Below are 14,931 nucleotides of genomic sequence, written 5' to 3' on the forward strand. Positions count from 1 at the left end.
TCTAATAATACGGAGCAAAATACCCTAAATATCGATTGCTGAATCGTCCGAATACGCGGTCACCATAACCCATTAATGTGAAAGCCAGATGAAATCAAAACTACCAGCTACTTATCTTAGCTCACGCCTTATTCTTTTATCCTTATCTATATCCTCCATAGTCACGTTTGTCTAGAAGTGCACTTAATGAAGCCTGCTTAGAGCTAATGTCAGGTACAAAAAAAGCATGCAACCTATTTTAGATTGCATGCTCTGCTGTAAATCGCGATAACTTTTTCCAAAAAAGCTTATTTTTAAAAAGGCTTACTTTTAGAGCGGCTACAGCATGTTAGTCACTAACTTTTTGCTTCTCGAAGTAAGCTATTTTACTTTAGCGCGGTATTTGACGGCAGTCGTCTCATTTAGACCCAAACCTTCGATATTCCAGCGCACTGCACTATAGTACTGAAGTGGGATTTCTTGACGCTGACCATTTACCACACCTTGTAGTGGCATACGTGCAAAGGTATTGCCATCGACACTAGCAAAAGGAAACTCAGGCGCTAGCACTTCCAATAGCTCTACCTGCTTAGGGATGGTCATCGTCACGGTCATTTTACGCACGCGATCTTGGTTAGTGTTGGTAAAATAGCCATGATACTCGATGATATTACCAGACTGCAGCCGCGTGTTGGCATCTACTGGTACTAAAGTTTCTTGACCATTGGCATCGACGCTGACTAAGGCCGCGGTAATCTTACTGGTTACGGCTTTAGCACTTGATCCCGTCGCTATATTATTGGTCGCAGAGTTATTGACCGTGTTTTGCTGAGCAATGGCTGCATTTTCAACGGAGCTTGGATCGTCAAGCTCAGGCTCTGGTGTTGGGAGCATGGCAGACGCTGAGGTGACTACCATCGCTCCTATCAAGGTACCTGCGACCACTTGAAATAAACGGTGACCTGACCACTCGGCAAATGGATTGGCAAATTGTTTCGTTTTCATCATGATGTTATTTATTCCTATTAACGTCTTTGAGTTGAAGTCCTGTAGCCAATCAATATCGGCTGGTTCTATAGATAAGCGCTAGGATAACTAAATATTAGCAGCACGCCTAGCGCTTGAATCCTATAGCCCTTATCCTAAAGCCTGATACCTGCTTAGCTCACTTATAATTTTCTCGCTCATACCATTCTGACTCAATCACCCTAATAAGCCAAAAGTAAGTTAAGCGATCAAAAAACCGACTAACTGCGATTATCATTAGCATAGCAAAAACCGATTAGTCGTATATAGGTCGCGTGTTTAGGTTATGTGTCAGCGATTTTCTACTAGCAAATATCTTACCTAAATTAGCCCCAATATAAAAATCGATTCGTGGTCAATAAAAAGATAGCCCAGACAGCGGTTTTTTGCTATGGTAATTCATATCTATTGGGCTTTTATCGATTACCTTTCGCTAGATAATACTGGTATCTGCCTGTTCCTAATTTTCTAATTTGCTCAATCTCATTATTGATGTGATGTGCAACCCAAGCTTGCTCAGTCTTTGTTATAAACCTTCTGACTTGAGTAGCGGCGAGATGCCTCACTTATACTGGCGATTGAGCCTCACTTTACTTTATTGATGTTGATGATGACTAATAGCGCCATGCCACAGATAAACCCAGAATACGTTCATTGGTTCCGAAACTCTGCTCCGTATATCAATACTCACCGCGGCAAGACCTTTGTCGTTATGTTCGGCGGCGAAGCGGTAAACCACCCTAACTTTAGCAACTTAATCCATGACTTTGCTTTGCTTCATAGTCTGGGTATCAAGCTGGTTTTGGTTCATGGTGCCAGACCACAGATCGACAAAAATTTAGTAGAAGCTGCCATCAGTACCCCTCTGAATAATGATATTCGCGTGACCCCACGTGAGGCCATGCCGCACATCTTAGAAGCTGTCGGCGCGATTCGCCTACAGATTGAAGCACAGCTGTCTATGGGACTGGCCAACTCACCCATGTATGGATCACGAATTGATGCCGTATCAGGCAACTTCGTCACTGCACGACCTTATGGGGTGCGTGATGGGGTAGATTACCAAATGACTGGTGAAGTACGCGCCATCGACGTCGATGCTATCAACAATAACCTTCTGCATAATCACATGGTGATATTAGGCTCTATGGGCTACTCAGCGACTGGTGAGGTCTTTAATCTACTCGCCGAAGACGTGGCGCTCAGCGCTGCTATCGCCTTAAATGCTGATAAATTAATATTCTTGGGCGCTGAGACCGGTATCAGTGATGGCGATCGTCTGCTACCACAGATGATTCCTAATGAAGTTGCGCGCTTCTTGCGCGACCGCGATATTAATATCGAGATTAATTACTTCTTACACTGTGCCAGTGAGGCCTGCCGTCAGGGTGTCCACCGAACACATATTATTTCCTATGCCAAAGACGGGGCACTGCTGGAAGAACTATTTACTCGAGATGGTTCAGGAACGCTAGTAAGCCACGACCCTTATGAAGAAATCCGCCGTGCCAATATTGATGATGTGGTGGGGCTGCTTGAGTTATTAACCCCGCTCGAAGAGCAAGGTATCTTAGTAAAACGTACCCGCGAGCGCCTTGAACAAGAGATTGACAATTATAGCGTTATCGAACGCGATGGCATGATTTTAGGAAGCGCCGCGCTTCATCAACTCGATGCTGACGCTGCTGAAGTTGCTTGTGTTGCGGTACATCCGGAATACCGTAATGGTAGCCGTGGCGCTGACCTGCTGGCCTTCTTAGAGCAACAAGCCCGCAGTCATGGTCTACATAAGCTCTTTGTACTGACCACCCGGACTGCACATTGGTTCGTTGAGCAGGGCTTTGTTGAAGTCTCTGCAGACGAGCTTCCGGCCGCTCGCCGTGAGCAGTATCATAACGGACGTAACTCTAAGGTCTTCCAAAAGACGTTATAACTAACCATATGCAGCTTTAACTGACACTTATTGCACTATTTACCAAAAAGCCCCCAACAGACTAGCCGTTGGGGGCTTTTTGGTTAAGCTAAACTATTATTAACTCAAGCTAAGCGACTATTTAACTTCCAATAGCTCAACAGTGAACAACAAGGTACTGTTTGGCTCGATACCTTGGTTACCAGTCTCGCCATAAGCAAGCTCAGATGGGATGACAAATTCGTACTTGCCGCCCTCTTTCATCAATTGCACACCTTCGGTCCAGCCAGCGATGACTTGGTTCAATGGGAATTCAACAGGTTCGCCGCGCTCATAAGAGCTATCAAATACTGTACCGTCGATAAGCTTACCTTCGTAATTGACAGAGACGACATCGGTGGCTTTAGGTGACTTGCCTGTCCCTTCTTTGATTACTTTATATTGAAGGCCAGAATCGGTGACTTTCACCCCTTCTTTTTTGGCATTCTCAGCCAGATAAGCTTCACCTGTCTTTTTATTCTCTTCAGCCTTGGTTTGCATCTCTTCTAGCATTTCTTTTTCTTTTTGCTGCTGGTAGTCCATCAGCACTTTTTGCATCTGCTCTTCGGTTAATTTGGACTCTTTACCTTCGTAGCCATCACGAAAGCCCAACTCAAATGTATCTAGATTCAGATCATTGACGGTCTCTTTATTGCCTTCAGCCATCATATAGCCGAGACTATAACCCACCTTCTCGATATCTGAGCTTTGCTCAGTTACGGAGATGGCCTGTGCGCCGCTCTTTTGATTACTATTATTAGTGCTACAGCCAGTAATCAGCAGTACCGAGCTGGTTAATGCACTTAACACGAGGGTAGAATTAAATTTCATATGACTCTCAACTTATCTTATTGGATTATGAAAATGGCAATGGCGCTAACTGGATGCTTTCACGGTCTCATTGCAACCTTAATTTAGCAACTTATTGGTTTAGTGATCTGCCACTGCCAATACTCTATATTCAGATATTAGCATGAGGGCAATCATAGCAAATCTAAAGCTATCCGGCTATTGCTTGCCAAAATAGTTGACAACAATGTTATAATTTTGTTAATTAACAAAGCTTAAAATTATGTTTTTCATCTGATATATGGTCTATATGTCGTATTCCAACTTCCATCTTAGCAAGATGTTAGTTAGAGTGGGCGAGATTAACGAATTCCTACTTTTCTTTATGGTAACATTGCAGTTAGCAGTAATGCGCCTGAAACAAATAAAGTAGTTAGGTTTCATATTTTAACGTATCAGTAAAATTTTAAGTTTCGTCATTTAATTAGAACAACAAGTTCGTATAATCGTGGACGTTCGGATAGTCTTCACTCTGCACTCGTTTCATGACTTTACATAATAGGAGAACAACATGGATAACATGTTTGTATCATTTAACAACTACCTCGGGGGTCCTCTGGGGTCAATCATCGGTGCGATTTTGATTTTCGTTCTAGGATGGTTGGTTGCCTTAGGTATTGCTGCCTTAGTACGAAATGTACTGGCGCGTATTAATCTTAACCAGCGTATGAATTCCTCTACAGGTAAAACCTATGATCTAGAAGGTATTATCTCTAAGATCGTGTTTTGGTTTATATTTATTATTGCCATCTCAGGGGCATTAAGCCAACTCAATCTTAACTCAATCTCAGCACCTTTCGCTAATATGGTCAACCAAGTTCTTGCCTTTATTCCAAACCTAATCGGCGCTATCGCCGTAGGTGTCATAGGTTGGGTCATCGCGACTGTTGCCCGTACCGCCCTCAATGCTGCCTTATCCAAAACTACCATGGATGAGCGTTTAAGTGCCGAAGCTGGTATGAAGCCTATGAGCACCACGATTGCTGATATGGTGTACTGGTTCATCCTACTTATCGTATTAACGATGGTACTAGGTCAGCTTGAGCTTGACGGTTTATTTGCGCCACTAACTAATATGGTTGATAAGATATTTAGCTTTATTCCGAATATTATTATTGCTGCTGTGGTCTTCTTTGTTGGCTATATTATTGCCAAAGTTGTCCGTGGTATCGTGGTCAATTTAGTATCGACCTTCAATGTTCAAGAGTTAGCGACAAAAGCTGGCTTAAGCGATGAAAATAGCCTACCTAACATTGCTGGTTCGCTAGCGTTCTTAGTGGTCATTATTCCTACTATTTTAGCCGCTTTAGAAGCACTTAAAGTTGATGCGATTGTTCGTCCTGCGACCAATATGCTCAACAAGATTATGGCAGCATTGCCTAATATCTTGATGGCTGTTGCTATCTTAGTCGTGACTTTCTTCGTGGTTCGAATGGTTGCCAATATTGTTAAAGGCCTCCTTGAAAACACTCAAGTTAACCAATTGCCTGCCAAAGTTGGTCTAGATCAAACCATGGGTGAGACCCGTGTTTCTGACTTAGTGGGTCATGCTATTGTCTTCTTCGCCATGTTGTTCGCTGCTATTGCTGCTGCAGATTTACTTGGTTTTGAAGCCATCAGCGCCCTTATCCTAATGTTCATCGACTTCGGTGCTAACATTATCCTAGGTGCTATCATCTTATTCATCGGTTTTTGGCTGGCTAATCTTATCGCTGGTATCGTTGAGCGCTCAGAACAAGGCTCACCATTCCTAGCAAATATCGTCCGTGTCCTTATCATGGGTCTGGTATTAGCTATGGGCTTAAGAGCTATGGGTATTGCTGATTCAATCGTCAACCTTGCTTTTGGTCTTACTTTGGGTGCTGTGGCCGTTGCCTTTGCCCTATCGTTCGGCCTTGGTGGTCAAGAAGCAGCCGCTCGCCTACTTCGTAAGTTCCAAGACAAAATAGATGAAGAGCGTACTGGTCTTAAAGTAAAAACCACTCGCCATACTACAGTTACTTCAGAGAACACTGCTGCTGATACCTCAGTAACGACTGACTCAGACTTAACTGATCCTGAGAATCTAGACATCAATGCACCTACTACACCTAGTGCCTTTGATTCTGATGATCTAAAATAAATAATATCCTTACTACTCTAAGTGATCGATAGTTCTTATTTATTGATCACCTTAGATAATAAAAAGACAGCTTCGGCTGTCTTTTTTATTGCCTACCAGTCGATAGCTCCAGTCGTGCTATTTTATTGGCTCTATAGTGCCAAGAGTGAAGGTGATGAATAATAAACAGGACTTACAGTCAGATAATAAGTTAAACAGCAGTAGCTGAGTTCAGTCCAGCTGTTACTAAGCGGATAATGTCAAACGTTAACCATTCATTTACAATAACTTTAAGTTGCCTCTGAGCATATGTTATAACCATAAGATCATGCCCAACATAATATGAAAGACGAAATGAGGAATAGTTATGATGAAACGCTTCAAAGATAAGACAGTCATTGTTACAGGAGCAGGCTCTGGTATCGGACGGGCTACTGCCATTCGCTTTGCTAAAGAAGGGGCTAAGGTCGTACTGGTAGGACGCACTTCAGAGACCTTGGAAGATACTGTAAAGCAGTTTCCTGAAGATCATACTTGGATACATGCAGACAATCATCTGACGGTAACTTGCGACATCACCCAACCTCAACAAGTCGAAGCTATGGTAGAGCATGTCATAAACAAGTTTGGTAGCATTCATGTGCTCGTCAATAACGCGGGTAAGGCTGTTCAAGGAAAGATAACAGACCTCTCAGAGAGCCAGTGGCAAAGTGCTATAGACGTCAACCTTAATGGTACTTTTCATGTCTGTCAGGCTGTTATGCCCACACTGATTGAGTCTAAAGGCAACATCGTCAATGTCTCTTCCGTATCTGCCATGGGCGGCGACTGGAATATGGCTGCCTATAATGCGTCAAAGGCCGGGGTTACCAATCTGACACGCACCTTAGCCCTAGATCATGGAGCAGATGGTGTCCGTGTCAATGCGGTCAACCCAAGCGTCACCAAAACAGACATGACCACCAATATTCAAGAAAGTATTGATAAGACCGATAAGTACTTAGCTCGCTGCCCCTTAAAGCGCTTAGCAACACCAGAAGACATAGCGGCTGCAATCACCTTCTTAGCCAGTGAAGACGCCGCTATGATTACTGGGGTAAACTTACCCGTCGATGGTGGGGTCAGTGCTTCTAGCGGCCAGCCTGAGTTTTAATAGCGTTAGAGCACAATAGGCCGATAGTCGATATTTTAATAAGCCGTTACCAGAGCAAATGGATAGGTTACTATTTATTGATATCCTGAAGCGGTTTAGACAATCGCTCAGGATGTTTTGGCACGATACCTTTATATTGCTGCACTATCTTAGGCATATCTGCTTCGATATCACCAGTAGGCATAACTGGCGTCATAAACCGGACCTCTTTGGTTTTATAGTCCATAGCTACCGGAATGATAGGGACATTAGCCCCTGCTGCAATATAATAAAACCCTGATTTCCAAGTCTCAGTATAAGAGCGCGTTCCCTCTGGCGATAGACCTAAGAATAACGGCTTACCTGTCTTAAATCGGTCTATACTGGCTTGTAGTACCGAGCCTTTGGCGTCACGATTGATAGGAATAATACCCACCCAGCGCAGAAACTCTCTAAAAACAGGCAGCTTAAATAGGCTTTGCTTGCCCATGATTTTGATATCTAAATCTAAAGCTAATAGTGTCGGAATAGCATAAAGACCATCAAGATTGGAGGTATGAGGTAGGGCTAAGAAAACAGCTTGGGAGACATTAGGGATATCACCGACTACTTTCCAGCCTAAGAGCTTTAACATCCTTCTTGCCAGTAGTGGAGAGATGATTCCGCCTCTTTTAGGGACTAAATCACCCAGTTTACGTTGGGTTAATGGCCTACGATTGGTAGACTTGGTATCGCTCATGAAAGACTCTTTTACATCAAAATAATAGAATAAATCAGTACTATAGTTGAGTACAAATAAATCCGATAGAGTGAGCGTGCAACTGATAAAGTTTCTACTGTTGGCTGTGTGCTAATGCATGTCAAAAGCTGAACAAAACTACCTCAATTGCACTAAATCGGTTTAAAATTGACCTGACTGTAACACACTATCAAACCACGATATCTGCTAAGTCACCTTTGGTCTCAAGCCAGTACTTTCGGTCGGCTGAGCGCTTTTTGGCCAAGAGCATATCCATGACACTATTGGTCAGGTGCATATCATCCATATCCAACTGGACCAAGCGCCTCGTATCCGGATTCATCGTCGTGTCACGTAGCTGCTCGGCACTCATCTCCCCTAGACCTTTAAATCGTGTAATTTGTGGCTTCTTATTGCCTGGTACATTGCTCAAGATGTGCTCAAGTTCGCTCTCATCAAGCGCATAATGTACCTCTTTACCGATATCGATACGATACAGTGGCGGCATCGCTACAAACAGGTGACCGGCGTCGACCAAAGCAGGGAAATGCTTGACGAATAAAGCGCAAATAAGCGTAGCAATATGCAGGCCATCGGAGTCGGCATCTGCCAAGATACAGATCTTGTCATAGCGCAGCTCAGATAAGTCCTCAGAAGCTGGATCCACACCAATAGCAATAGCAATGTCATGAATCTCTTGACTAGAGAGTACGGTATCAGGGGAGACTTCCCATGTATTTAATATCTTACCTCGCAGTGGTAGTATCGCTTGGAAATGTCGATCGCGCGCTTGCTTAGCACTACCGCCTGCTGAGTCGCCCTCTACCAAAAATAGCTCAGCACCATCGCGTAGGTTACCACGGCAGTCTGCTAACTTACCGGGAAGCGCTGGTCCTTGCGTAATCTTCTTACGAGCGACTTTTTTTGCAGACTTCAGTCGTCTGCCTGCTTTAGAGATGGCCAACTCAGCTATTTGCGCACCTAATTCTGCATGCTGGTTTAACCATAAGCTAAACGCATCCTTAGCTTGAGCTTGCACTGCTCCTGCTGCCTCACGACTTGATAGCCGCTCTTTCGTCTGACCTGAAAACTGGGGTTCAGAGAACTTCAATGAAAGGATGTAGTTTACCCCATCCCAGACATCCTCACCGGTAAGCTTGACGTTGCGCGGTAATAAATTATGAATCTCACAAAATTCACGAAGTGCTTCTAAGATACCAGTTCGTAGACCATTGACATGAGTCCCCCCTTGCGCAGTTGGAATCAGGTTGACATAGCTCTCCTGAATTGGCGTTCCCCCTTCAGGGAGCCAAGATAGCGCAAAGGTAATACCTGCACGCTCATCTTTTTTAGCATCATAAGTAAAATAAAAGGGTTCAGGCGGTAGCGTCTCTAGCCCATCTAGCTGCTCGTTAAGATATTCAACAACGCCATCAGTAAACTGCCAGACCACTTTATCGTTATTAATATCATCAGTAAATTCAATAGTAAGGCCAGCTGCCAGTACCGCTTTGGCTTTTAGATTATGCTTGAGCTGCTTAACACTAAACTTGGGTGAATCAAAAAAAGAGCCATCAACCCAAAAACGAACCTTCGTACCACGCTTGCGCTTATTGGAGCTGACAGACTCTGTCAGCTTAGTGACAGCAGCACCATTTTCAAATGCCATATCAAACTGTGTACCATCGCGCCATACCGTAACTTCAACACGCTTGGATAGCGCATTGACAACAGAAATTCCGACGCCATGCAAGCCACCTGATACCTGATAGTTGCTGGTAGAAAACTTTCCGCCCGCGTGAAGACGGGTTAAAATTAGCTCTATCCCTGACTGGCCAAACTCCGGATGAATATCCGTTGGCATACCGCGGCCATCGTCCTCTACCGATAACGACCCATCGTCATACAACTGCACCTTAATCGTCTTCGCATACCCTGCTAATGCCTCGTCCACCGAGTTATCAATGACCTCTTGCGCCAGATGATTGGGGCGAGTGGTATCGGTATACATACCAGGACGACGACGAACGGGCTCCAGCCCTTCTAAGACTTCAAGCGATTGGGCATTATATTGATTCACGATTTAATCCTTTGTTGCTATATCTTCGCTATAGTAGCTAGTAGTCTGATAAGTAATATTAATAATGACCATTATAACGAATATAGCCTAACACATTGGTCTTCAATTATCCTTTACGACAACCAATGTCGCTACTTCTTAGCGTTGAGCGCTAAGTACTGGTAGCTTTTGCATTAGTATAGGTAGCTGAAGCTCAAAGTCCGTCATTCGGTGATCGCCATTTGGCTGTAGTATGACCTCCACACCTTGCGAGCGATAAAAATCAGTAGCTATCTGTGGATTGAGTAATTCATCACCAGCCTTAATAAGAACTAGCAAGCGCTTAGGATGATCAACTTGAGTTAATTGATGCTCAGCGAACCACTGTAAGTGAGCAAGGCTCATATGCCAGCCACCTGCCGTCTGATAAATAATCGACGCCTTATTGTCTGGGTTTTGCCCTTTAAGGAATCGCTGCAAGCTGACGTGCGGCTGAATACTTGGGTTGAGAAGAATAGCAGGACAGCCAGTATGATTACTGACTAAGCTGGAAAAATAGCCACCTAGAGAACTGCCCATCAATACAGTATCAGTATTGCTACTCACCAGCTTAACAAGTGTCTGAAAAACATCATATGGCGGCGCGTTTAAATCGGGACGAATAACCTCGATATCAGGGTGATTGTGCTGGCAATACTGCTCCAATAGCAGCCCCTTCATTGAGTTGGCTGAACTATCAAGACCATGAACATAAATAATCTTCATTTCAATACAATCCTTTTCTTATCAGGCTTTATGAAAAGATTATCATGGTTTAAATCGTGATAATATTGATAAATCAGGGACGAGTTATTCTATCTTAGCCACTTCCCTGCCCGAATCCGGCATCACAGGTAACTTGGCCGTATGTTAGAGCAAATTGAACTCTTCGAGATCGAAAACCCTTGCGTTGGCGTGTGCCAGAGCAATAAGAAGGGCTATTGCTTCGGTTGCCTGCGCAATCGGACAGAGCGCCAGCTATGGCTAAAAATGACCAATGAACAAAAACGCGAAGTCCTTCGACTAATCGCTGGCCGAAAAAAGAAAATTGAGCAGTTGCGCCGACGAAAAACAGAGCAGTTGGGGTTTGATTTTGGCCAAGAGGGAGAAACTGGAGAGTTGTTTTGAGTATTCTGAGAAAAGTTTCAGGTATTTTAAAAAATTCAACGTAGAAAACATAAGCTAAAGTAAAATTACAATGATTAGCTCTATTGATGTTTTTTTTTGGTACTGTAAATTGCTTTAGTCATAAGTTCGGTATTAGTTTGTTCGTAATTTCTAGTTCTATATTTTGTATCAGGTTGATAATCACCGTTTTTGTACATTTCCAACTCAGTAATCAGTAGCTTTTCATCAAAATGATTTAAATTAAGATTCAGCCACATTGAAAGCCACTGGAAATTATGAGCAACTTTCTCGCCCTTATGATCTTTCAAGAAAGATTCTAAATCTATAAGGTAGTTACGATCTTGTGCAGCCATGATTGCAGTTCGTGCAATTGTCAGTAGCTGCTGACCAGTAAATTGCATTGAATAATCTGCTGCGTGGTGACGTAATCCATATTTAATTTTCAATCTTTTAAAATGTGACCACTACCTATCTTCTAAAAATGAAAGTCTCTTATGATACGTCTTTAAAATTTCGGCTTCAATCAGCCCCTTGGTATCAACCTTCAATTCATTAAAGGTTTTGAGTTTTACATTAGTATTATTAGCTGCTTCAAAGGCTCCACTTTGAAATCCTGCTACAGATATAATGAATCCACGATCTGCACCAATGTCATCTACAATAGACCTTAGTATTAACACTTGGGCCTTAGTTACTTTACTCTTCCAATGCTTCGCTTCTACAACCCAAGTAATATATTCATCCAATAATCTAGTTTTAACGAGTACATCTATGTCATGACAAGTTCGCACACCTTGAACTCTAATGTTTGTTTCTGCGTCAGCTCCTAACGAATTGAAATGATCTTTTATATCTTCTTGGAATTAGAACCAAGATGTTTTTTTGCTCATAGCTTCTCTTATTCAAAAGTTTTTTAACTATTTACACCATAAAATATGATTTGTCGCACAACCTACACTTCTACTACCAAAGTTCATTGTTTCTATAGCTCTAATGTCGTCGCGATAGGCTACTTGAAGCCATTCAACTTCGTTGCTTGTATCGGATAATGAATAATCTTGTCCAACTCTTACAAAACCCAAATCAGCTCCAAGCGAAGCATTCAAACCGACTTTAACAATGATTTTTTTATCCGAACTCCATTCCACTACACCATATTCATTAGGTAACCAGACAATCACTTCTTCTGTTTTATCAGGTGTTGTAAAGCTTCTAAAATATAATTCTCTTAGCTTATTTGGGTTTTGTAAAATGCTATCAAAACTCGTGTCACATGATGCATCTTCTAACATAAACTCTGAAGGATGCTTATCTCTAATGTCTTTAAATCTTGCTTTTAAAATTGGGTTTTCATTGATAGTGTTCAGCCACGCTAGACGTACAGCGGCAGAAAAATTCCTAATTTGCCAAGTTTCAACTTTCTCTTCAAAACAAAAATCATAATCTTTTTGTATTAGCTCATAAGCGATACTAATAGCATAATCTTCTGCAGATGGAAACTTTCTATCCGGTTTAAAAGTATTCAGCATCAAACGAACAACAGACGGCGATTTAGATATTTCCTCAGCCAGATTTTTAGAAAAAGTATTTGTTTGAATTGCAGTTGTACAGAATACTTTCTTCCATATTTTCGGGCTATCTGATTTTGATATAAATCCTAACCATTTTGGCCAAATAACATCTGTAAAAATTTTATTTAATATTTTACCCAACATATATGATAATACTCTCTCGAATTATTCACGCTCTAATAGTAGAGCAATTTAGAGCGAAGTGGAAATTTTTTAAATATTAGTACCTTTTTAGATATTTTATAGCCTCTTAGTCCAAGATGCATTTGCAAAGTAGCCTAGTTCCTCTTGTATTTTAGTAACTTGTTCTTCGAGATTGCCATCCCAATCTGGTATGTCTACATAAACAATATCATGAGAATAACCAACCTCTGATGGACCTAGTTTATCTCTGGATATACCAACTACAATTTTGACATTGGGAACTCGACCTCTTACGACTAAGCATCTTAAACCTAGCTCTTGAATCCTTAATTCTCTATCACTACTCGGCCCTAGATGAAATACAAACGCTATATTATTATGGCCCAAGACTACTCTTGAGGAGATTTTCAATTCTGGTTTTTGTAAGAACTCTAAGAAAGATTCTGACAGATTGGCTCGAGAGACACGGGGTTGGAGCGCCATTTGAATAAGTGCCATCTGATTATTAGTTATCTGATTTGTTCCGTACTCAAATATACCATCTGTCAGCAAATCCTTAACAAAATGCTCTATTAAATTATCCCAAAAATAAGAGACTTTATATGACTCTTGCATTGCTTTATAATCATCGGAGTCTATAAATCCTTCAAAAACTGTATCATCAATTATTTGGAAATTAGCTTCTTCATAAGGAAATGAATAGTTATTTAATAGATAGATTGCTAGTAAGTCTTCTATTCCTCCACCACTGAAAACTATATTAACTCTGCTAATTAAAGCCTCAACTTCAGTCAAAAAACTGACAAAATCTGTGATCGTATCCAATAGACCAAAAATGGCTCCAAGACTAAACTCATCGCAGACATGTACGACTCCATACCCCAAATCACCAGATTTTGTAGGTATTTTTCGTTGTGCTCCAAGTGATACTGATATACGGTGTACAATTCGATCCACTTTTGATGGCAATTCTACTTTTCGGCCATCATGCCTAGTGAATTCAACTGAAGAACTTAGCCATCTTTCAGCACCCCATATTTGAGAAGCCGATTTATCTATCGCAGCCTTAGTCCACCTTTTAAAGCCTGCTTCATCCCTTGTATCTTTATACTTAATATCTTTTACAGAAATAATGATAATATGATTACCACAGACGATTAAACAGTCGCACAGCTCTTTTTCTTTTTTGCCGATTGGATTCGGATGCGTCCAAAGATTAAGAAAAGCTTTTTCACTTATAGAGTTTACGAATTTTTCTGATTCAGTTAAACCTTCGGACATATGATACTCTCTACTTGATGCCTAAGCTCGTGTTTGTAACTGGGTTGTAGCGAAAACAACCTGACTCAGACAATATGCGCTCATTATTTTTTATTACAACTCACTTATGGTTAGTCCCAACAATCACAATCTTTACCACAGCCGCCTTGCATATAACAGTCTGGATCAACAAGCAGAGAACTTAAATCGTCAGCTCGATATGGGGTTCGAGTAGTACCTTCGAGTAGCTGTTTATTTTCCCAAGAATAAATAACACCAATATTGCGTTCAGAACAATAATAGCAATGCATACATTGATTAAAATTGTTGTAAAGGAAATCGTGAACTAGCATTCGCATTCTAGAAGGCTCAATAAAGAACCATTCAGAAGGTCTATTAGTATTATAATGATTAATGCGTTCATAAGTATTATCTAGAAACTCTATGACAGCTGCTTCAATTTGGTGAACCTTTCTTGGCTCGACACCATACTTAATCTTAAAACCACAAAGTAAAGTATAAAAAGGATTCTGACTACAACTTGCTCTTGTTACTAGTAAGCCTGTAGTTAATCCAACCTTAGCCATATCTAAACGTTTGACATCAGCTCCAATATATATCCAATTTTCTACTGAGCTTTCTTGCTTAAATCTTTCTTGCTCGAGCCATTCCATTTTATAGTCATGTCCAAAAGCCTGACCAGCCATTTTAACCTCTAAGTATTTAAACAAATAAAATAATGATTAGGATAATGGCTAAAGAGCATTGAATATAGCAATATCATATTAATGCTTTTTTATGCTCAAAGAAAAGCCCCCTTAACAGCTAAGTCAAGGGGGCTTTTAGGTATAGGGAGCTGACGATGACCTACTCTCACATGGGCGAACCACACTACCATTGGCGCTACGATGTTTCACTTCTGAGTTCGGGAAGGGATCAGGTGGTTCCATCGT

At 41.6% G+C, this 14,931-nt stretch carries 14 protein-coding genes and 1 rRNA gene; 4 read left to right on the forward strand and 11 right to left on the reverse strand.

The genetic code is table 11. From position 1 onward, the window contains the following. Positions 1–360 precede the first annotated feature (360 nt). Positions 361–987, reverse strand: coding sequence for a hypothetical protein (locus EGV92_RS11575; protein WP_131669437.1), 627 nt, complete (start codon positions 985–987; stop codon positions 361–363). 628 nt (positions 988–1,615) lie between these two features. On the opposite strand from EGV92_RS11575, the gene argA reads away from it, so the two are divergent. Then, positions 1,616–2,938, forward strand: a complete 1,323-nt coding sequence (gene argA / locus EGV92_RS11580) for an amino-acid N-acetyltransferase (RefSeq protein WP_131669466.1) — start codon at positions 1,616–1,618, stop codon at positions 2,936–2,938. Positions 2,939–3,055: 117 nt separating this feature from the next. Here the strand turns inward: argA and bamJ are convergent, their stop codons facing one another. Continuing rightward, on the reverse strand, positions 3,056–3,787 hold the full coding sequence (gene bamJ, locus EGV92_RS11585; RefSeq protein WP_131669438.1) for a BamJ family beta-barrel-assembly machinery protein: 732 nt from the start codon (positions 3,785–3,787) through the stop codon (positions 3,056–3,058). 529 nt (positions 3,788–4,316) lie between these two features. Between bamJ and EGV92_RS11590 the strand changes: the two genes are divergently transcribed. Both EGV92_RS11590 and budC read left to right on the forward strand, forming a co-directional pair. Beyond that, complete coding sequence (locus tag EGV92_RS11590) at positions 4,317–5,927, forward strand: mechanosensitive ion channel (RefSeq protein WP_131669439.1); 1,611 nt, start codon at positions 4,317–4,319, stop codon at positions 5,925–5,927. Positions 5,928–6,273: 346 nt separating this feature from the next. Beyond that, positions 6,274–7,059, forward strand: coding sequence for a meso-2,3-butanediol dehydrogenase (gene budC, locus EGV92_RS11595; RefSeq protein ID WP_242678711.1), 786 nt, complete (start codon positions 6,274–6,276; stop codon positions 7,057–7,059). 70 nt (positions 7,060–7,129) lie between these two features. On the opposite strand, the gene EGV92_RS11600 is transcribed toward budC, so the two are convergent. From EGV92_RS11600 to EGV92_RS11610, 3 genes are all read right to left on the reverse strand, one after another. Continuing rightward, positions 7,130–7,777 carry a lysophospholipid acyltransferase family protein gene (locus EGV92_RS11600; protein ID WP_131669440.1) on the reverse strand — a complete coding sequence of 216 codons (648 nt, stop codon included), beginning with the start codon at positions 7,775–7,777 and terminating at the stop codon, positions 7,130–7,132. 190 nt (positions 7,778–7,967) lie between these two features. Then, positions 7,968–9,857 (reverse strand): DNA topoisomerase IV subunit B, encoded by a 1,890-nt coding sequence (gene parE / locus EGV92_RS11605; RefSeq protein WP_131669441.1) that lies wholly within the window; start codon positions 9,855–9,857, stop codon positions 7,968–7,970. A gap of 138 nt (positions 9,858–9,995) precedes the next feature. Further along, positions 9,996–10,601, reverse strand: a complete 606-nt coding sequence (locus EGV92_RS11610) for a YqiA/YcfP family alpha/beta fold hydrolase (protein ID WP_131669442.1) — start codon at positions 10,599–10,601, stop codon at positions 9,996–9,998. Positions 10,602–10,742: 141 nt separating this feature from the next. On the opposite strand from EGV92_RS11610, the gene EGV92_RS11615 reads away from it, so the two are divergent. Further along, positions 10,743–11,003, forward strand: coding sequence for a DUF1289 domain-containing protein (locus tag EGV92_RS11615; protein ID WP_131669443.1), 261 nt, complete (start codon positions 10,743–10,745; stop codon positions 11,001–11,003). 80 nt (positions 11,004–11,083) lie between these two features. Here EGV92_RS11615 and EGV92_RS14110 read toward each other — a convergent pair whose 3' ends face one another. From EGV92_RS14110 to rrf, 6 genes are all read right to left on the reverse strand, one after another. Beyond that, the gene (locus EGV92_RS14110) at positions 11,084–11,404 is read right to left on the reverse strand and encodes a hypothetical protein (protein WP_207401790.1); all 321 of its coding nucleotides are present in this window, start codon (positions 11,402–11,404) and stop codon (positions 11,084–11,086) included. A gap of 63 nt (positions 11,405–11,467) precedes the next feature. Then, entirely contained in the window at positions 11,468–11,854 is a 387-nt protein-coding gene (locus EGV92_RS14115) for a restriction endonuclease (protein WP_207401796.1), read from the reverse strand. A 66-nt stretch (positions 11,855–11,920) separates the two neighbouring features. Further along, positions 11,921–12,718 carry a hypothetical protein gene (locus EGV92_RS11625; RefSeq protein ID WP_131669444.1) on the reverse strand — a complete coding sequence of 266 codons (798 nt, stop codon included), beginning with the start codon at positions 12,716–12,718 and terminating at the stop codon, positions 11,921–11,923. A gap of 96 nt (positions 12,719–12,814) precedes the next feature. Next, positions 12,815–13,999 (reverse strand): hypothetical protein, encoded by a 1,185-nt coding sequence (locus tag EGV92_RS11630; protein ID WP_131669445.1) that lies wholly within the window; start codon positions 13,997–13,999, stop codon positions 12,815–12,817. A 110-nt stretch (positions 14,000–14,109) separates the two neighbouring features. After that, positions 14,110–14,685: a hypothetical protein gene (locus EGV92_RS11635; protein ID WP_131669446.1), complete on the reverse strand. Its 576-nt coding sequence runs from the start codon at positions 14,683–14,685 to the stop codon at positions 14,110–14,112. 147 nt (positions 14,686–14,832) lie between these two features. Continuing rightward, positions 14,833–14,931 (reverse strand): 5S ribosomal RNA (gene rrf, locus EGV92_RS11640); the annotation flags it as partial.

It is taken from the genome of Psychrobacter pygoscelis, assembly GCF_004335015.1.
GTDB lineage: Bacteria > Pseudomonadota > Gammaproteobacteria > Pseudomonadales > Moraxellaceae > Psychrobacter > Psychrobacter pygoscelis.

Excerpts from the sequence above, each read along its gene's own strand:
- EGV92_RS11575 (WP_131669437.1), bottom strand. The coding sequence starts at position 987 with ATGATGAAAACGAAACAATTTGCCAATCCATTTGCCGAGTGGTCAGGT.
- argA (WP_131669466.1), top strand. The coding sequence starts at position 1,616 with ATGACTAATAGCGCCATGCCACAGATAAACCCAGAATACGTTCATTGG.
- bamJ (WP_131669438.1), bottom strand. The coding sequence starts at position 3,787 with ATGAAATTTAATTCTACCCTCGTGTTAAGTGCATTAACCAGCTCGGTA.
- EGV92_RS11590 (WP_131669439.1), top strand. The coding sequence starts at position 4,317 with ATGGATAACATGTTTGTATCATTTAACAACTACCTCGGGGGTCCTCTG.
- budC (WP_242678711.1), top strand. The coding sequence starts at position 6,274 with ATGATGAAACGCTTCAAAGATAAGACAGTCATTGTTACAGGAGCAGGC.
- EGV92_RS11600 (WP_131669440.1), bottom strand. The coding sequence starts at position 7,777 with ATGAGCGATACCAAGTCTACCAATCGTAGGCCATTAACCCAACGTAAA.
- EGV92_RS11610 (WP_131669442.1), bottom strand. The coding sequence starts at position 10,601 with ATGAAGATTATTTATGTTCATGGTCTTGATAGTTCAGCCAACTCAATG.
- EGV92_RS11615 (WP_131669443.1), top strand. The coding sequence starts at position 10,743 with ATGTTAGAGCAAATTGAACTCTTCGAGATCGAAAACCCTTGCGTTGGC.
- EGV92_RS14110 (WP_207401790.1), bottom strand. The coding sequence starts at position 11,404 with ATGCAATTTACTGGTCAGCAGCTACTGACAATTGCACGAACTGCAATC.
- EGV92_RS11625 (WP_131669444.1), bottom strand. The coding sequence starts at position 12,718 with ATGTTGGGTAAAATATTAAATAAAATTTTTACAGATGTTATTTGGCCA.
- EGV92_RS11630 (WP_131669445.1), bottom strand. The coding sequence starts at position 13,999 with ATGTCCGAAGGTTTAACTGAATCAGAAAAATTCGTAAACTCTATAAGT.
- EGV92_RS11635 (WP_131669446.1), bottom strand. The coding sequence starts at position 14,685 with ATGGCTGGTCAGGCTTTTGGACATGACTATAAAATGGAATGGCTCGAG.